The 17,273-nt window shown below is 51.0% G+C and carries 16 protein-coding genes and 1 riboswitch; of the genes, 13 read left to right on the top strand and 3 right to left on the bottom strand.

What is annotated here, in order from left to right; translation table 11 throughout:
• Window positions 1-87: 87 nt before the first annotated feature.
• Complete coding sequence (locus ACYVUV_RS08315; RefSeq protein ID WP_439774720.1) at window positions 88-801, bottom strand: Bax inhibitor-1/YccA family protein; 714 nt, start codon at window positions 799-801, stop codon at window positions 88-90.
• Between the two features lie 256 nt (window positions 802-1,057).
• Between ACYVUV_RS08315 and murI the strand changes: the two genes are divergently transcribed.
• The 4 genes from murI (at window position 1,058) to ACYVUV_RS08295 (ending at window position 5,219) form a co-directional block, all read left to right on the top strand.
• Window positions 1,058-1,843, top strand: a complete 786-nt coding sequence (gene murI, locus ACYVUV_RS08310) for a glutamate racemase (protein ID WP_439774721.1) — start codon at window positions 1,058-1,060, stop codon at window positions 1,841-1,843.
• A gap of 77 nt (window positions 1,844-1,920) precedes the next feature.
• Window positions 1,921-3,342: a C69 family dipeptidase gene (locus ACYVUV_RS08305; protein ID WP_439774722.1), complete on the top strand. Its 1,422-nt coding sequence runs from the start codon at window positions 1,921-1,923 to the stop codon at window positions 3,340-3,342.
• Window positions 3,343-3,354: 12 nt separating this feature from the next.
• On the top strand, window positions 3,355-4,440 hold the full coding sequence (locus tag ACYVUV_RS08300) for a M42 family metallopeptidase (RefSeq protein ID WP_439774723.1): 1,086 nt from the start codon (window positions 3,355-3,357) through the stop codon (window positions 4,438-4,440).
• Window positions 4,441-4,506: 66 nt separating this feature from the next.
• A riboswitch (TPP riboswitch) is annotated at window positions 4,507-4,603 on the top strand.
• Window positions 4,604-4,649: 46 nt separating this feature from the next.
• Window positions 4,650-5,219 (top strand): ECF transporter S component, encoded by a 570-nt coding sequence (locus ACYVUV_RS08295; protein ID WP_439774724.1) that lies wholly within the window; start codon window positions 4,650-4,652, stop codon window positions 5,217-5,219.
• A 132-nt stretch (window positions 5,220-5,351) separates the two neighbouring features.
• Here ACYVUV_RS08295 and udk (ACYVUV_RS08290) read toward each other — a convergent pair whose 3' ends face one another.
• Together udk (ACYVUV_RS08290) and udk (ACYVUV_RS08285) are read right to left on the bottom strand one after the other, a co-directional pair.
• A complete protein-coding gene (gene udk, locus ACYVUV_RS08290; protein WP_439774725.1) occupies window positions 5,352-5,978 on the bottom strand; it encodes a uridine kinase in 627 nt (208 codons plus the stop codon).
• Window positions 5,978-6,634 carry a uridine kinase gene (gene udk / locus ACYVUV_RS08285; RefSeq protein ID WP_439774726.1) on the bottom strand — a complete coding sequence of 219 codons (657 nt, stop codon included), beginning with the start codon at window positions 6,632-6,634 and terminating at the stop codon, window positions 5,978-5,980. Before udk (ACYVUV_RS08285) ends, udk (ACYVUV_RS08290) begins: the two co-directional genes overlap by 1 nt.
• Window positions 6,635-7,178: 544 nt before the next feature.
• On the opposite strand from udk (ACYVUV_RS08285), the gene ACYVUV_RS08280 reads away from it, so the two are divergent.
• The 9 genes from ACYVUV_RS08280 to ACYVUV_RS08240 all read left to right on the top strand — a co-directional run bounded on the left by ACYVUV_RS08280 (window position 7,179) and on the right by ACYVUV_RS08240 (window position 17,180).
• Complete coding sequence (locus ACYVUV_RS08280; protein WP_439774727.1) at window positions 7,179-7,919, top strand: amino acid ABC transporter ATP-binding protein; 741 nt, start codon at window positions 7,179-7,181, stop codon at window positions 7,917-7,919.
• Window positions 7,920-7,940: 21 nt separating this feature from the next.
• Entirely contained in the window at window positions 7,941-8,780 is an 840-nt protein-coding gene (locus ACYVUV_RS08275; RefSeq protein ID WP_439774728.1) for a glutamate ABC transporter substrate-binding protein, read from the top strand.
• Window positions 8,780-9,421, top strand: a complete 642-nt coding sequence (locus ACYVUV_RS08270) for an amino acid ABC transporter permease (RefSeq protein WP_439774729.1) — start codon at window positions 8,780-8,782, stop codon at window positions 9,419-9,421. The genes ACYVUV_RS08275 and ACYVUV_RS08270 overlap by 1 nt, the downstream gene beginning before the upstream one ends.
• 11 nt (window positions 9,422-9,432) lie before the next feature.
• Window positions 9,433-10,101, top strand: a complete 669-nt coding sequence (locus ACYVUV_RS08265; protein WP_439774730.1) for an amino acid ABC transporter permease — start codon at window positions 9,433-9,435, stop codon at window positions 10,099-10,101.
• 24 nt (window positions 10,102-10,125) lie between these two features.
• Window positions 10,126-10,971 (top strand): transporter substrate-binding domain-containing protein, encoded by an 846-nt coding sequence (locus ACYVUV_RS08260; RefSeq protein ID WP_439774731.1) that lies wholly within the window; start codon window positions 10,126-10,128, stop codon window positions 10,969-10,971.
• A gap of 208 nt (window positions 10,972-11,179) precedes the next feature.
• A complete protein-coding gene (locus ACYVUV_RS08255; protein ID WP_439774732.1) occupies window positions 11,180-12,691 on the top strand; it encodes an exopolyphosphatase in 1,512 nt (503 codons plus the stop codon).
• 3 nt (window positions 12,692-12,694) lie between these two features.
• Window positions 12,695-14,860, top strand: a complete 2,166-nt coding sequence (locus tag ACYVUV_RS08250; RefSeq protein ID WP_484499253.1) for an RNA degradosome polyphosphate kinase — start codon at window positions 12,695-12,697, stop codon at window positions 14,858-14,860.
• Between the two features lie 8 nt (window positions 14,861-14,868).
• Window positions 14,869-16,266 (top strand): DUF2252 domain-containing protein, encoded by a 1,398-nt coding sequence (locus ACYVUV_RS08245; protein ID WP_484499252.1) that lies wholly within the window; start codon window positions 14,869-14,871, stop codon window positions 16,264-16,266.
• On the top strand, window positions 16,263-17,180 hold the full coding sequence (locus tag ACYVUV_RS08240) for an alpha/beta hydrolase family protein (protein ID WP_439775766.1): 918 nt from the start codon (window positions 16,263-16,265) through the stop codon (window positions 17,178-17,180). Before ACYVUV_RS08245 ends, ACYVUV_RS08240 begins: the two co-directional genes overlap by 4 nt.
• The last annotated feature ends 93 nt before the right edge of the window (window positions 17,181-17,273 follow it).

Here is a 17,273-nt window from a genome sequence, read left to right as displayed (position 1 = left end):
CCTTACTCTTGCAAAAAAAATAGTCAAGAAAAAAAGGCTTTCTAATAAGAAGAAAGCCTTTTTAAAAGACATATCTTAAACTTTGCTTTACCGGTCGTTGTCAGCGATCCCGAAGATCTGCAGGAATTGCAGGAAGAGGTTGATGAAGTCCAAGTACAGCAGCAAAGCCCCGTTAACGGCCAGGCCAAGTTCTGGCAGCTGGTCGCCGTAGTTAGCGTAGATGGACTTCATCTTCTGGGCATCCCAGGCGGTCAAGATCGTGAAGATGATGACCCCGATGATGGAGAAGATGAAGCTGGCTGGCGTGCTCTTCAAGAACATGTTGACCAGGCTGGCTACGATCAAGCCCCAAACAGCAGCTGAAGCGTAAGCCCCGATGGTGTCCAGGTTCTTCTTAGTCACGCTGCCGTAAGCTGCCATCCCGATGAAGACGGCTGAGGCCGAGATGAAGGCCCCGCCGATTTGGGCGCCCGTATAGGCAAAGGCCAAAAGAGAGAATTCCAGCCCGTAGATAACAGCGATAGCCATTAGCATGAAGAAGGCTGTCGTAGGCTTGCGGTTAGCCTTGAAGCTGATGCCCACGCTCAAGATCAGCGGCAGTAAAAGCAGGACCCAGAGGAAGACCCGGTTGGTGAGTAGCGGCAGCAAGCTGCTGGAGAAGACCGTTAAGGTCAAGTAGGCGGTCAAGGCTGAGACCAGAACTGCCAGGCCCATGATGGAATACATTTTCGTTAAAAAGCCATTGAGCGCTGAGTCGTCAACGATGTGGCGGCGCTCTTGTTCAGGCGAAACGTTAAACATAATTTCTTTTGCTCTTTCTAAAAAAACTGTGTACAGAATTATTCCCAGATTGCCGTTTTATTCCGGTAATCAACGTGATATCCAGGGTTTAGATATAACAATAACATAGCCCCTAAAAAAAGCAAGCCGGACGGTTTTTCCGGCAAAAATCTAAAGAAAAAATCAAGAAAGTCCGCCTTGGGCAAAAATAAAGTGGCGTATCGATTGAAGAAAGCGGATAAAAAGTTCAAAATTAATAGCTAGAGGAGGTCATAATATGCCAAAAGAATATGCTGATCGGCCAATCGGCGTTTTTGATTCCGGCCAGGGGGGCCTCACGGTCCTCAGCCGTCTGGTTGATCTGATGCCAAACGAAGATTATGTCTTCTATGGCGACTCAGCCAATGCTCCTTACGGGGTAAAGAGCAAGGAAGAAGTCTACCAGCTGGCCAAGCGGGTAGTTGATGAACTGATTGACAAACACCATGTCAAGGCCGTCATGATTGCCTGCAACACGGCAACCAGCGCGGCGGCTGACCGCCTGCGCCAGGAGTACTCCCTGCCGATCATCGGGATCGAACCGGCCATTAAACCGGCGGCGGAAGAAAATCCCGGCGGGCAGGTAGTTGCCATGGCCACGCCTTTGACCTTGGAGCAGGAAAAGTTCAAGCAGCTGGTTAAAGACTGCGCTGAACCTGGCCAGGTGGTCAAGGTGCCTGCCCCGAAACTGGTCGAATTAATTGAAAAAGGTGAAACCGACAGCCCGGCCATCTACCAGTACCTGGAAGAATTGCTGGCCCCATATGCCGGCAAGGCTGCCGGAGTGGTTCTGGGCTGCACCCACTTTCCTTTTGCCAAGCAGGCCATTCAAGAGATCTTAGGTCCCCAAGCCAAGGTCTATGACGGGGCCATCGGGGCGGCCGCTGAAGTCAAGCGGCAACTTGCCAGCCGGGATGAATTAAATACCGGCACTGAGCCAGGCAAAATCCTGTTTGAAAACAGCGCGCCGGGCGGCGCCAATTTGAGCAAGCGCCTCTATGCCCTTTACCGGCAAAAGCAGTAGCTGGCAAAAGGCATTTTTTCAGCTAGAATAATAGTAAGAAAGCAGACAATTAGTTTTAGATTATTAGAGGAGGACTTATGCAAAAGCCAGCAGAATGCACGACCATTTTAGTCGGCAAGGATGCCACTATTGATGGCTCCACGATGATTGCCCGCAGCGAAGACGGCGGCAGCACCATTATTCCTGAAGCCTTTATCGCGGTAAACCCGGAAGAGCAGCCAAAGCACTACAAGGCTGTGATCAGCGGCCAGGAAATCGATGACGAAGACCTGCTGCCGAATCCCTTGCGCTATACTAGCGCGCCAGATGCTTCCGGCAAGAACGGGATCTGGGCAGCTGCCGGGATCAACGATGCCACGGTAGCCATGACGGCCACGGAAACCATCACCACCAACAGCCGGATCCAAGGGATTGACCCCTTAGTTGAAAAGGGCGGCTTGGGTGAAGAAGACTTTGTCACTTTGACTTTGCCATACATCCATTCAGCCAGAGAAGGGGTTAAGCGCCTGGGCTACCTGGTGGAAAAGTACGGGACCTACGAAATGAACGGGTCAGCCTTTGCCGACCATGACGAAGTCTGGTACATCGAAACCATTGGCGGCCACCACTGGGCTGCCCGCCGGATTCCAGACGATGCCTACGTGGCAGCGCCAAACCGCTTGAACATCGACTTCTTCGACTTTAACGATGAAGAAAACTTCATGTGCTCAAGCGACTTGCTGGACATCATCAATGAATACCACTTGAACCCGGACTACCAAGGCTACAATCTGCGCCACATCTTCGGTTCATCCACTATCAAGGACGCACACTACAACAACCCGCGGGCCTGGTACATCCACCGCTACTTTGACCCTGAATGGGAAGGCGAGCCAGGGGACCAGGACCAGCCTTTCATCACTTACGCCAAGAAGAAGATCAGCCCGGAAGACATCAAGTTCCTGGAAAGTTCCCACTACCAGGACACCAAGTACGATGTCTACAGCACGACCAACACTGAAGCTGAAAAGAAGCTCTTCCGCCCAATCGGGATCAACCGGAACTTCGAAACCCACATCCTGCAGATCAGAAATGACGTTGAAGAAGGCCTTGCCGGCGTGCAATGGCTGGCCTTTGGCCCGAACACTTTCAACGTTTTCGTGCCTTTCTACACCAATGTCACGACTACTCCAGCCAGCTTCCAGACCGGTCCGGACTTTGACTTGACCAAGATCTTCTGGCTCAACAAGCTGAACGCCCAGCTTGGCGACACCAACTACAAGGTCTACAGCGCTTTGGAGCAGGCTTTTGAAGAAAAGACCATGGCTAAATTGCGCCAGATCGAAAACGAAACTGACCGGGCCGTTAAGGGCTTGACTGGTCGCGACTTGCAAGAGAAGCTGGAAGAAGCCAACCAGAAGATGGCTGACCTGGCTTACGAGCAGACGGTTGCCTTGACCGGGGAAATGGTCAAGGACGGCCACACCTTGATGAAGCTGAAGTACGATTTGCTGGATTAACGGAGATTACTGATGGAAAAAGCCGCTGAAATTCAAATGCTGAAGGATTTTTCAAACGCCAACGCCACTTCCGGCTTTGAAAATGAATTCGTTGACCTCTTCACCAAGACGGTCAAAGACTATGCCGACCTTGAAGTCGACGGGATGCTGAACGTCTATGCTTCCAAGAAGCAAAACACTGGCAAGCGGCCGGTGATCCAGCTGGACGCCCACTCAGACGCCGTTGGTTTCTTGACCCAGGCTATCCGGCCAAACGGCTTGATCAAGTTCGTGACCCTGGGCGGCTGGAACAATGTCGTTTTGCCGGCCCTCAAGGTCAAGGTCAGAAACCGGGACGGGGAATACATCCCTGGCGTTGTGGCTTTAAAGCCGCCCCACTTCATGTCTGAAGCTGAGAGAAAGTCTGTTCCGCAGGTAGCTGACTTGTCCATCGACGTCGGCTCCTCCAGCCGGGAAGAAACGATCAATGACTACAAGATCGACACGGGCTGCCCGATTTTCGTCGACGTGGACTGTCAGTACAATGAAAAGACCGGCCTCTTCTTTGGCAAGGACTTTGACGACCGCTTTGGCGCCGCCGCCATGGCTGACATCCTGGAAAACCTGAAGGATGAAGAAGTCAACTTTGACCTGGTTGCCGCCTTGTCCAGCCAGGAAGAAGTCGGCCTGCGGGGTGCCTATGTCACGGCCCGCAAGATCAAGCCAGACCTTTGCCTGGTTCTGGAAAGCTGCCCGGCTGATGACACTTTTGAACCGGACTGGCTGTCTCAAACTGGCCTTAAGCGGGGACCAATGCTGCGGGACATGGACGTCACCTTCCTGCCAAACCCGAAGTTCCAGCAATATGCCTGTGACTTGGCTGACAAAAACGGGATTCCTTACACCCGGTCAGTCAGAACCGGGGGCGGACAGGACGGGGCTGCCATCTACTATGAAAACGGGGCGCCAACCATCGTGATCGGGATTCCGGTCCGTTATGAGCACTCTCCATACTGCTTCAGCAGCTACAAGGACTACAAGGCAGCCGTTGACCTGGCTTTAGCAATTATTAGAGATATCGATAAGGAAAAACTGGAATCCTTTAAAAGCTTTAATTAATTAAAGGACTTTTTTGCCTTGTTAGCGTTTGAATGATCTGCTAAACTAGATTAAGTCAAATTGAATAAATGCCACTAGGGGAGCGAAAGCTGAGATGACGAAAGTCGACCCTTTGAACCTGACCAAGGTAATTCTTGCGCAAGGGAAGTGTTTCTTTAACATGAGTTCAAACTCCTAGCCGGCAATTTTGTTGGATAGGAGTTTTTTTAATGCTTAAAAGAGAGAGCAAGTGGAATGTGAAAGCCATTATCTTGATGGCTTTGATTGGGATTATCATGGGGGTTATCTACACCTACGTCTTCAACCCCCTCTACAACTCGACCAAGTTTGCTTTGAACTTTGTCGGTCTAGGGCCTTTGGCTGATGAAATCTATTCTGGCCTTTGGTACATGGCCGCGCCTTTGGCCATGTACTTCGTGCCGACCTTTGGCTCCGGCATTGTCGGTGAAACCCTGGCAGCCACGGTTGAAATGGCCTTCGGCGGCCAGTGGGGGGCAATGACCATCCTGCAAGGGCTGGTGCAAGGGGCCTTCAACGAAATCGGCTTTTTCCCGAAGAAGGAAAACTATGAACGCTTTGGCTGGGGCAGCCTGATCATCGGGGCCATCTGCTGCCACGTGGCGGCTTTTGTGATGTGCTACTTCACTTACGGCTGGAGCGCCTACAAGCCGGCTCTTTTGATCGAAATGTTCATTGCCGGTTTGATCTCATCCGTTGTCTTTGACGCGGTCTTGGTCAAGCTGATCACCAAGCTTTTTGACCGGGTCATGGCCAAGTAGTTAACCATCATTTATTATCTGTTTTTGCTTACATGAATCTCTAAATCAAAATATGCCAAAGAAATAAGCGTGAACCACTTGGTTCACGCTTATTCGTTTCAGTCTGGACTTTTTTATCTCTAGTTTGCTCTCTTAGCCGTTGATAATTGACAGGAGCTTGGAGGAAACCATATCGATGGCGACCTGGTTTTCCCCGCCCTGCGGAATGATGATGTCGGCATACTTCTTGCTTGGTTCAACGAACTGGTTGTAGCTTGGCTTAACCGTGGCCAGGTATTGGGAGATGATCCAGTCAATTGACCGGCCCCGTTCCTGGGTGTCCCGCTGCAAGCGGCGGATGAAGCGGATATCGTCGTCAGCATCGACGAAAAGCTTGATGTCCATGAACTTCCGCAATTCTTCTGAAGCCAAAACCAGGATTCCTTCCAGGATGATGATATCGGCTGGTTCAACATGAATGGTGTCTTTAGCCCGGGAGAGGATGTTGAAGTTGTAGGTCGGCATTTCAATTGCCTTGCCCTCCAGCAAATCCTGCAGCTGCTCAATCAAAAGGTCAGTGTCGTAAGCATTGGGGTGGTCGTAGTTGATCTTTTTGCGTTCATCCATGCTGAGGGCTGAATTGTCGTTGTAGTAGGCATCTTCAGTCAGAATGAGCACCCGGTCAGCTGGCAGGCGCCGGCTGATTTCCTTGGAGACAGTCGTCTTGCCTGAGCCGGACCCGCCGGCAATCCCAATAACAAGTGGTTTCTGCTTAGCCATTATTCCGCCTCTTTTTCTGCTAAATCATTGCGGCGGAGAATGTCGCGGACTTTCGTGGTCAGCATGTCCAAAGCGACGTCGTTGGCCCCGCCTTCTGGCACGATGATGTTGGCGTAACGCTTGCTTGGCTCAACAAATTGGTGGTAGCTTGGCTTAACCGTTGCCAGGTACTGGTCGATGATTGAGTCAAAGGACCGGCCCCGTTCAGCCATGTCCCGGCGCTGGCGGCGGATCAAGCGGATGTCGTCGTCAGTGTCAACGAAGATCTTGATGTCCATCAAGTTCCGCAATTCTTCTGAAGCCAGGACCAGGATCCCTTCCAGGATGATGATGTCGGCTGGTTCAACGTGGACCGTTTCCGGGCTGCGCAGGTGGGTGGTGAAGTCGTAAATCGGCATCTCGATGGCCTTGCCGGCTAGCAAGTCCTGCAACTGGCTGATCAAGAGCTCGGTATCAAAAGCATCCGGGTGGTCGAAGTTTATTTTGTTTCTTTCGGCCATGGTCATTTCCGGGTGGTTCTTATAATAAGAATCTTCCGTAATGATCCGGATCCGGTCGTTTTTGAACTGGTCATATAATTCGTGGGCAATGGTCGTCTTGCCAGAGCCGGAGCCGCCGGCGATACCAATAATGATGGGATGTTGCTTTTTTGACATTGTAAAACTCCTTTAGTTATTAATTATAGAGGCCAGCAAGGGCCTGGTCTAGTCAAAGTGTGAAAAAACGGGCTTTAAAGCGGTTACGCGTGCCTGGCTCAGAAACAGTTGTTGCTAATTGGGGTAAGATCTAATATAATTAAGAATATATCAAATGAAACAAAAGAAAATGAAGTGAAAACTGGCAGCTGGTTAAGATAAGCAAGGCAGTTCTTGCTCTTTTTATTAAAAAAAGATAAAAAACTGAGCTGGAACTGACAAAATGCTTGCGTGAAAGCTTGTTTTCTGGTAAATTTAATAAAAAATTAATCATACTTAAATAAAAAACAAGCGTCCTGGAAAGAAAAAAGCAATGGCACTTTTGAGATGATTCGGTTCTCGCTGTGAAAGAGGGAAAAATACCGGCGTTTTCACCAAACTGCCGACTAATAATCGAACCTTTTTCGCGTGAGAGGACCAGCTTGGCAGACAGGCCTTAAAGTGCAGATACTGAGTCAAACAGGTGGCTATTTAATTAAGCATTAATAAAACAAGGAGGACCACTATGGCAGCAATTATTGAGTTCAAGAAAGTCAACAAGTTCTACGGCGACTACCATGCCTTGAAAGACGTCAACTTAAGCATTGACGAAGGCGAAGTCGTTTCCATCATCGGCCCTTCTGGCGCGGGCAAGAGTACCTTGATCAGAACCATGAACGGTTTGGAAGGCATTTCTTCCGGCGTCTTGGACGTGGACGGCTATGACCTGGGGGACAAGAAGACTGACTTGAACAAGATCCGCCGGGACGTCGGCATGGTTTTCCAGCACTTCAACCTCTACGAAAACCACACTGTCTTGGAGAATGTCATGCTGGCCCCAAGAATCGTTTTGCACCGGGACGAAAAGGAAAACCGGGAAATCGCTGAAAAGCTGCTCAAGCAAGTCGGCCTTTTGGACAAGGAAGACTCTTACCCAAGACAATTGTCCGGTGGGCAAAAGCAGCGGGTGGCCATCGCCAGATCTTTGGCCATGAAGCCAAAGGTGCTTTTGTTTGACGAACCAACCAGTGCCCTTGACCCGGAAATGATCCAGGACGTCTTGGACGTCATGCAGACTATCGCCGCTGAAGGGATGACCATGGTGGTCGTTACCCACGAAATGGGCTTTGCCAGAGAAGTGAGCGACCGGGTCATTTTCTTTGACCAGGGGCAAGTCTTGGAAGACTCCCACAACCCGAAGGACTTCTTCGAACACCCGCGCAACCTGCGGGCCCAAGAATTCCTCAGCAAGGTAATTGACCACTAATGAGAAGAAGGGAGCGGTTACATGAAAAGCAAGAAACTATTCCGCAAAGTTGCCGCCCTGCTTTTTCTGCTGCTGACCACTGTTTCGCTTTCTGCCTGCGCGGTTGAAAGTGACAACTCCGTGCGCGTCTACAATCACGTCAAGAGCAGCAAGACAATTACCTGGGGCGTCAAATATGATACGGCTCTGTTTGGAATCAAGAGTGTCAAGACCAACAAGCTGGAAGGCTTTGAAATCGATCTGGCCCGCCTTTTGACCAAGAAGATCCTGGGCAAGGACGGCAAGGCAAAATTTATTGAGGTCACGGCCCAGACCAAGATCCCGCAGCTCAAGAACAACAACCTTGATGCAGTTCTGGCGACCATGACTATCACTGACGAAAGAAAGAAGTCAGTTGACTTCTCCACCCCTTACTTTAAGGCGGGGACTTCCCTTATGACCAAGACCAGCAGCTCTGTCAAGTCAATCAAAGACCTCAACCACAAGGGCCGGGTGGTCATTGTCGCTAAGGGCACGACCGCGGCAGCCGATATCGCGCGTCTGGCGCCAAAGGCCACGATCCGCCAATACAATGACTATGGCTCTTGCACCAATGCCCTCTTAGCCGGGCAGGGGGACGCGGTGGCAACAGACAACGGGATTTTGGCCGGGATCGCCAAGCAGCACAAGAACCTGCACCTGGTTGGCGGCACGATTGCCGTTGAACCTTACGGGATTGCCGTTGAAAAGGGGCAGACCAAGATGCTGGAAGCCATCAACAAGGCTTTGAAGGAAGCCAAGGCAGACGGCAGCTACCACAAGCTTGTCAAGAAATGGTTTGGCAACATTCCAGGATTCAGTGTTAAGGAGGCTGAATATTAATGTTGAGTTTACTTGGAGCAAACTGGTCCACCTTTTTGCTCGGTTTTTGGAATACGATTCTCTGCAGTCTGATTTCCTTGTTTTTCAGTTTGATCATCGGATCCGGCTTTGCCATCCTGGAAACCGTGCCTAACAAGTTCTGGCGCGGGGTAGCCAAGGTTTATGTCGAAATTTTCCGGAACATTCCCCTGCTGGTCGTGACCATGGTCTTTTACCTGGTCCTGCCAACCTACACGCCGCTGAAACTGACTGGTTTCCAGGCAGGGACAATCGGTTTGTCCATCTATTCATCAGCCTTCATCGCTGAAACTGTCCGCTCCGGGATCCAATCTGTCGGCACCGGCCAGATGGAAGGGGCCCGGTCAAACGGGATGACCTACTGGCAGGCCATGCGCTACGTTATCCTGCCCCAGGCCTTCAGAATCGTGATTCCGCCATTGGGCAACCAGTTTGTCAACTTGATCAAGAACTCCAGTATCTTGGCCTTTGTTGCCGGTTTTGACTTGATGTACCAAGGGGACATCGTGGCATCCAACACTTTCCAGACTATTCCAAGCTATGTCTTGGTTGGCCTGTTCTACTTGATTTTGACCCTGCCGCTGAGCTACTACATGCAGTACTTGGAAAAGAAGGGCGTTTAGGAGGCACATAAATGGAAAATCTTACAGAAGCATTATCCTGGATCAACCTCCGCTTTTTGCTGCAGGGATTCTGGGTCACGATCGAAGTTTCAGTGATTTCAATCATCTTGAGCTTTGTAATCGGCCTGGCCCTGGGCTTGATCCGCTTTACCAGAATTGACGCCAAGACCACGCGGATTTCCAAAGTGGTTGGGGTGATCATCGACATCATCAGAAACCTGCCCCTTTTGCTGATCATCTTCTTCTCTTACTTTGGCCTGCCGGTCATGGGGATCAGAGTTGACGCCTTCCAGGCTTCAGTAATCGCCATGGTGGTCTTTGAATCAGCCATGATCGCGGAAGTTGTCCGCTCAGGGATCATGGCCGTTGACCCTGGCCAGATGGAAGGGGCCCGGTCAAACGGGATGACCTACATGCAAGCCATGACCCACGTCGTTTTGCCCCAGGCCTTGACCAAAATGATTCCGGCCCTTTTGTCACAGTTCGTGTCCTTGATCAAGGATACTTCCCTGGCGACGATCATCGTTTTGCCGGAACTGCTCTACCACGCTGAAATCATCTACAACCAAAACACCAATTACATGATTCCAATGTACCTGGCCGTGGCAGTGATGTACTTTATCATCTGCTTCGCCTTGTCCAGCTTTGCCAACTACTTGAGCAAGAGAATCAAGTATTAGCAGTTTTTTTGCCAAGGAGGAAAAATGGCACGCAAACTGAGGAAGCTGACCGCCTTTATGGCGGTTTTGCTGTTATCATTAGTTTTTACCGCTTGTTCGCATAGTCAATCCAGCAGCACCTATGACCGGGTTAAGCAGACAAACACCATCACCTGGGGGATGCGGGCCGACACCCGCCTGTTCAGCATGATGGACGTGGACAGCGGCAAGGCCACCGGCTTTGAAGTCGACCTGGCCCGGGCCATTACCAAGCAGATTCTTGGCCCTAAAGGCAAGATGAAGATTGAATACATCAGTGAAAAGTCCCGGATCATGGACCTCAAGATCGGCAACGTCGATGCCGTTATGGCTACCATGACCAACACGGCTGACCGGCGCAAGATCATTAATTTTTCCGACACTTACTTCATGGCCGGGGAAACTTTGATCGTGCCGAAAAAGAGCAAGCTGAATTCCATCAAGGACTTCAATACTTCCAAGTACTCCATCGCGGCTGTCAAGGGGTCAACTGCTGACAGTGACGTCCACAAGTATGCCCCAAAGGCCCGGGTTATCTTCTATGACGACTATGGCTCTTGCTACAATGCCTTAAAGGCCGGCAAGGCCAATGCCATGGTCAGCGACAATGCCGTTTTGGCCGGCTTGATTTCCAATGACAAGGACAAGTTCAAGATGCTGAGCGACACCTTTACGGTTGAGCCGTACGGGATCGGCATCAAGAAGGGGGAAGACAAGTTTACGGCTGAGGTCAACCAGGCCTTGAAAGAACTCCGCAAGAACGGGACTTACGCCCGTTTGATGAAGAAATGGTTTAGCGGCGTTCCAGGCTTCAATATCAAAGCTTCTTCTCGCTTGAAGGCAAGCGAATAATTTAAAGCAACTTAAGCAGTGCGTTCGTTTTTGGACGCGCTGTTTTTTTTACTTCCAGGTTAAATTGTGTTAAAAAATGGATTTTTACCTGGAAAAATAAGCCGAAGGGGCAGATTTTTTGTACAATTGAAATAGGTGACTCAGCGCTTACAGCTGAATTTTAAAGCTCATTTTGAAAACTATGTGAAAACAACCAGAGGAGAGACATATGAGCAAAAGACAATTTGGTCTAATTTACATATCATCATATCAAGCCCGTCTGTTTATCGTTGACTTGAAGAAACTGTCAATCATTGAGCAGCTGAGCTCTGCCCAGTTTGTCCAAGGCGGCAAGAAGTTTGAAGTTTATGAAAGCGAACTGCCCCGCTTGACTGACGCCTTGATCGGCTTCAAGCGGAAGATCGCGGAATACGGGATCGACAACTACAAGGTTTACGGCAACCGGCAGCTTTTGGACAAGATTTCGGCGCGCTATCTGGCCGACCAGATCAAGGTCAGAACTGGTCTGGAAATTGAATGGCTGAACGGGGCCCAGATTGCTTACTACAAGATCATTGCCGGGATGGCCCTGCCGCAGTTCTCAGAACTGAAGGATGATGAATTTACTTACTTGCTCAGCATGGGCAGCGCCATGCTCAACCTCACCTTGTTCAAGGGCCAGCACTACCTGTCAACCTGGAACTTTGCCCTGGGCCCGGAAGAAATTGAAGAAATGTCAGCCATGACCCGGGACACGCCAAGCGATCCGATCGACATTATCGGCGACTACATCTCCCGCAAGCTGGTCAGCTTCAAGACGATTGAAAAGCCGACTGGCAAGGCCCGGATCATCATCCAGCATGTTTCCGGCAGAGGCGAGCAGAGCCTGCGGCCGCAAGAAAAGGCCCGGCTCATCGACCTGGAGCAATTTGCCGGCGTTTATGATGACTTCAGAGAAGCCCCAGACCAGTACTTGATGGAAAAATACCAGCTGGATACCGACTCCCTGGCCCGGATGAAGCCGACTATCGTTTTGATCAACCAGTTGGTCAAGATCATCAAGCCGCACATGATGACACTGACTCAGTCTTCAGCCATCACCGGTTTGATGATCCAGGAAGCTGCCAAGCTGAAGTACCGGCCGGACGAATACTCAACTATCGTTTTGACGGCGACCAAAAACATCGCCCGCCGCTACGAATCAGGCGGCAAGCACAGCAACTTGTCCAACAAGTTTGCCCTGCATATTTTTGACCGCCTGGCCCACGCCGGCATGGTTGACCGTGATGACCGGCAGCTTTTGGAAATCGCGGCCCGCTTGCATGATATCGGCAACTTCATCAACTTCCACAACCACTATGAGCATGCTGCTTACATTGTGGGGGCCAACCAGATCATCGGCTTGTCTGACCGGGAAAATGAAATGCTCTTGAGCATTTTGAAGCACCAGGACATCACCAACTTGAATGCTGATGAACGCGAATACCGCCACCTTGATCCAGCCCTGCAGGTCCGGGTAGCCAAATTGGCTGCCATCCTGCGCCTGGCCAACAGCCTGGATGCTTCCCGCAAGCAGAAGATCAGTAAGATTGTGGTTTCCATCAAGGATGACCAGATGCTGATCACGGTGACCAGCAAGCGGGATCTGACCTTGGAACGCTGGGTTTTTGAAAAGAATGTCAATTTGGCTGAAGCCGTCTTCGGCATGAAGATTGCCATGAAGCAGAAGAGGGGAAAGTAAAAAATGACGATTGCTAAGAACAAGAATAAATTCACCGATCCTAGTTATTATGCCAACCGGGAACTGAGCTGGCTGGACTTCAACGACCGTTGCCTGGACGAAGCCAGAAACCCTGATGAGCCGCTTTTGGAAAGAGCCAACTTCCTGGGGATCACCCAGTCCAACGTCGACGAATTCTACATGGTCCGGGTGGCTTCCTTGAGCAAGCTGGTGGCTGCCGGGGTCAAGAGCCACGATGCCAGCGGCTTGACACCGCTTGAACAATTGACGGCCATCAACCAAAAGGAACATGAAGTCGTTGAGAAGCGCTACTCAACTTATTCCCGGTCCTTGATGCCGCTTTTGCACAAGAATGGCATCAACATCTTGGAAGGCGACGAACTTTCTGAAGACCAGGAAGAATACATTCGCCGCTACTTCGCAAATGAACTTTACCCGGTTTTGACCCCGATGGCTGACGACCAATCCCGGCCATTCCCGTTTATCAACAACAACTCCTTGAACATTGCCCTGCGCCTTAAGGACCGGGAAAGCGGCGAGCACAAGTTTGCCACGCTCAGAGTGCCGAACATTTTCCCGCGCTTGGTCAAATTGCCGGATGGCGACAATGACTTCATCATGCTGGAAGACATTATCAAGATTTTCGCCGACCGGCTTTTTGACGGCTACGAAATCCGCCAGGCAGCCTGCTACCGGGTTACCCGGGACATGGACCTGGACGTTTCTGAAAGTGATACTTCCGACTTCCTTTTGGCGGTTAAAAAGCAGCTGGAAGACCGCGAGCACGGCCACGTAACCCGGCTGGAAGTTGAAAGCAGCATGAACACCAAGCTGCTCAAGCACTTGATGAAACGGCTGAACGTGGAAGAAAGCAGCGTCTTCAGCATCAACGGCCCGATCGACTTGACCTTCCTCAAGAAGCTGCCAGGAATGGTTGAAGGCCATGAAGACCTCCGCTACAAGCCGATGCAGGCCTTTATCGACCCGGCTTTGAGAAGCGACCACAATATTTTTGACTCAATCCGGGAAAAGGACTACCTGGTTCAGCACCCTTACGACAGCTTTGATGCTGTCTTGAACTTTGTCAAGCAAGCAGCCAAGGACCCAGATGTTCTGGCTATCAAGATGACCCTGTACCGGGTTTCTGGCAATTCTCCGATCATCAAGTACCTGGGCCAGGCGGCTAAAGCCGGCAAGCAGGTTACGGTTCTGGTGGAAGTCAAGGCCCGTTTTGATGAATCAAACAACGTTCACTGGGCTAGAACCCTGGAACAGATGGGCTGTCACGTTATCTACGGGCTGGTGGGCCTAAAGACTCACACCAAGGTAACCCTGGTCATCCGCCGCGATGAAGACGGAATCCGCCGCTACCTGCACTTGGGGACTGGTAACTACAACGATGTTACTGCTCACTTCTACACCGACCTGGGCCTCTTCACCTGTGACCGGGACCTGGGCGTTGACGCGACCAACCTCTTCAACATGCTGTCTGGCTACTCCAAGCCGCCTTACTTCAGCAAGCTGCGGATTTCGCCAAAGCTGATCCGGCAGTTTATTTACGAAAAGATCGACAATGAAGTTGCCATCGCCAAGGCTGGCCGGCATGCTGAAATTCACATGAAGATGAACTCCCTGTCTGACCCGGACGTGATCGCCAAGCTTTATGAAGCTTCCGCTGCCGGGGTCAAGATCCACTTGATCGTTCGGGGGATCTGCTGCTTGAAGACGGAAATTCCAGGCGTCAGCGACAACATCGAGGTGTACTCGATTGTCGGCCGCTTCCTGGAACACAGCCGGATCTACTACTTCTACAATGACGGCAAGGAAGAAGTCTACCTGGCCAGCGCCGACATGATGCGGCGGAACTTGAACCGGCGGGTGGAAACTCTCTTCCCGGTTTTGCAAGAAGACTTGAAGGAAAGAGTTTTGGACATTTTTGCCAAGATGTGGCAGGACAATGTCCAGGCCCGGATTCTGCACAAGACCGAGTGGGTTCATGCCGACCGGCGGGGGCAGACGCCATTCAACAGCCAGGAATACTTCATCGCTGAAGCAGCTGAAAAGGTGCGGATTGTTGAAGAAGAGGAAGAAGAAGAGAAGGCTAAGAAGAAAGACGCTTTTGAGGCCATGAAGCCGCAGGAAAGCGAATTGGAAGACGAAGAAAAGTAGGCTGAAAAATGGAAAGAGACCGCCACGAAATCGAAACTTTTAAAATCGATCAAATGTTTATCGGCGACAGCCAGGAAGAGCTGATCAAGCAGGGAGAAGGCCGTCTTAAGGAACATCCAATCGCGGCGATCAGTACCTTCAACCCGGTCAAGCGGGACGTGGTCCAGCTGATCAAGCTGACTGAGGAGAAAATGATCCCTGAGCTGCTCGGAATGCGGCACAAGCGGATGATGCAGAACCCCTTTTCCTATTTCCGGGCCACGGCCGGGATCATGGAAAAGGACCTGCGTCAGTTTCCAGAAGGCCAGTCCCATATTCCAGTGATCATCTGCGGGGACTCCCACTTGACCAATTTTGGCTTTTTTGCTTCTCCGGAGCGTCAGCTTCTTTTTGGCTTGAACGATTTTGACGAAGCCCGGATCGGCAACTGGGAATTTGACCTCAAGCGCCTCTTGACTAGCGTGGTTTTGACTGGCCGGATCAATGGCTACCCGAAAGAGCAGCTGGATAGCATTTTGGCGGAGAGCGTCCACGCTTACCGGCGGGGAATCAAGTACGCTAATTCCTTGACTCTGCTTGACCGTTTCAACTTGTCTTACAGCGTTGATGACCTTTTAGGCCAAATGACGGATAACGAACAAATGAAGCGGGTTCTTTTGAAGGTGGCTAACCGGGCACCGAAGAACAATTCTGATGCTGTGGTCAAGAAGTTCACGGAAAAGACGGAAGACGGGCGCCTGCGCTTCAAGGACAATCCGCCCCGGGCCCGGCATGTCACTCAAAAAATCTATGACGAGCTTTTGGCTGGTCTGGAAGAGTACCAGAAGAGCGTAAATGACGATGTCCGTGTCCTTTTGATCAATTATGAAGTGACTGACATCATTCGCTACAGCGTGGGCGTCGGCAGCTGGGGAACCCGCTGCTACCTGGCCCTGCTCACCGGCAAGGATGGCAGCCACCTGGTCTTGCAGATTAAAGAAGCCCTGCCGCTTCGCTACAACCTGTCGGCCTTGACGGTTGAAGAAAGCCAGGCTCAAGGCAAGGGCGAAGGCAAGCGAATCATCACTGCCCAGCGGGTTCTGCAGACCTACCATGATCCTTTCTTAGGGGCCATGGAAGCTGGCGGCAGAAGCTTTTACGTCCGCCAGTTCCGGGATATGAAAGACTCGATTGACCCGCTCAAGCTGGACCAGGAAAGCTTTTCCGCCTATTGTCAGATGTGCTCCTTCATTTTGGCCGTTGCCCACTATCAAAGCCCGACGGCACCGATGATCTATGGCTATGTTCATAAGCAAAAAGAGCTGGACACCGGTCTGGCTCAGTGGGCCGTCAAGTATGCCGACCAAATGGAAGCCGATTATGCCCGCTTTGCCAAGTACCTGCAAGGCGAGGAAGACGAAGAATGATCAATGAAGAATTGACCGACCGGGACCGGGTTGAACTGACCAAGCTGTCTTATGAGGCGCTGAACGTGGGCGAGACAGTCAAAGTCGCCGGTAAGACGATCGGGCAATTAACCCGGGACGTTTATGCCAAGGACGGGATGCAGGCTTTTTTGATCGAAAACGGAAATGAGATCACAGTCTTGTTTAAGGGCTCTTATGGCTTTAAAAAAGGCAACGCGACTACCTGGCGTGATGAGTGGCTGAAGACCAACTGGCCGATTTTTCTGGCCATGCTGACGGATCAACGGCAGGTGCCCAGCGCTTTGATAACGGCCAGCCGCTATCTTAACCGCTGGCTGGAGGAGTTTCCAGATGGGCGTTTCTACATCTACGGGCATTCCCTGGGGGCGATCAATGCTGAATACGCCTTGGCAAATTGCCGTTTTCCTGACCGGATTGCCGGAGCATATCTTTATGAAGGCACCAATATCTGGCGGCTTTTGACTCATAAAGAGCGGCGGCTGGTGGCCCAGCTGCGGGGCAAAATCAACAGCTATGTTGACATCTATGATCCGGTGACTTTGGGTTATACGGCCAGCAAGCGGATGGTTGGCAAGCTGCACTACGTTGACAGCCTGCCCATGAACCCCATCAAACAGCACATGTGGGGCGGCTACCGCTTTGACGACCAAGGGAATTTGCTGGAAAAAGAAGTTGACCAGCGTTTCCTGGATTCCAGCAAAATGCAGCAGGCTTTTTTGAGCCGGACCGGGCGAATGGCCAATTACTTGAGGTATCACCGGAACCTGCAGACGGACTGGCAGAAGCAGTCAGAGCAGCGGATGGAACAGATTAAGGAAGAATTGTTTAACCACAGCTTTTTGCAAGACTTCAATGAGCAAGACAAAAAGTCAAAAGATGATCAAGAACAATAAAACAGTTGATCAAAAAGGCGCGTCAGTTGACGCGCTTTTTTGTAACTAAAGGGTTGACGTCTTCACATTTTGCCGTTATTATTTTTTAATAAA

It is taken from the genome of Lactobacillus sp. WILCCON 0149 (assembly GCF_057197965.1).
The sequence above is the reverse complement of the archived record's forward strand: the minus strand, read 5'-3'. Positions and strand labels throughout refer to the sequence as shown.

Bases quoted from the DNA above. Each gene is read 5' to 3' on its own strand.
- ACYVUV_RS08260 (WP_439774731.1), top strand. From the start codon at position 10,126: ATGGCACGCAAACTGAGGAAGCTGACCGCCTTTATGGCGGTTTTGCTG.
- ACYVUV_RS08295 (WP_439774724.1), top strand. From the start codon at position 4,650: ATGCTTAAAAGAGAGAGCAAGTGGAATGTGAAAGCCATTATCTTGATG.
- ACYVUV_RS08275 (WP_439774728.1), top strand. From the start codon at position 7,941: ATGAAAAGCAAGAAACTATTCCGCAAAGTTGCCGCCCTGCTTTTTCTG.
- ACYVUV_RS08305 (WP_439774722.1), top strand. From the start codon at position 1,921: ATGCAAAAGCCAGCAGAATGCACGACCATTTTAGTCGGCAAGGATGCC.
- ACYVUV_RS08250 (WP_484499253.1), top strand. From the start codon at position 12,695: ATGACGATTGCTAAGAACAAGAATAAATTCACCGATCCTAGTTATTAT.
- ACYVUV_RS08300 (WP_439774723.1), top strand. From the start codon at position 3,355: ATGGAAAAAGCCGCTGAAATTCAAATGCTGAAGGATTTTTCAAACGCC.
- ACYVUV_RS08280 (WP_439774727.1), top strand. From the start codon at position 7,179: ATGGCAGCAATTATTGAGTTCAAGAAAGTCAACAAGTTCTACGGCGAC.
- ACYVUV_RS08315 (WP_439774720.1), bottom strand. From the start codon at position 801: ATGTTTAACGTTTCGCCTGAACAAGAGCGCCGCCACATCGTTGACGAC.
- ACYVUV_RS08245 (WP_484499252.1), top strand. From the start codon at position 14,869: ATGGAAAGAGACCGCCACGAAATCGAAACTTTTAAAATCGATCAAATG.
- ACYVUV_RS08255 (WP_439774732.1), top strand. From the start codon at position 11,180: ATGAGCAAAAGACAATTTGGTCTAATTTACATATCATCATATCAAGCC.
- murI (WP_439774721.1), top strand. From the start codon at position 1,058: ATGCCAAAAGAATATGCTGATCGGCCAATCGGCGTTTTTGATTCCGGC.
- ACYVUV_RS08240 (WP_439775766.1), top strand. From the start codon at position 16,263: ATGATCAATGAAGAATTGACCGACCGGGACCGGGTTGAACTGACCAAG.
- udk (WP_439774726.1), bottom strand. From the start codon at position 6,634: ATGTCAAAAAAGCAACATCCCATCATTATTGGTATCGCCGGCGGCTCC.
- ACYVUV_RS08265 (WP_439774730.1), top strand. From the start codon at position 9,433: ATGGAAAATCTTACAGAAGCATTATCCTGGATCAACCTCCGCTTTTTG.
- ACYVUV_RS08270 (WP_439774729.1), top strand. From the start codon at position 8,780: ATGTTGAGTTTACTTGGAGCAAACTGGTCCACCTTTTTGCTCGGTTTT.
- udk (WP_439774725.1), bottom strand. From the start codon at position 5,978: ATGGCTAAGCAGAAACCACTTGTTATTGGGATTGCCGGCGGGTCCGGC.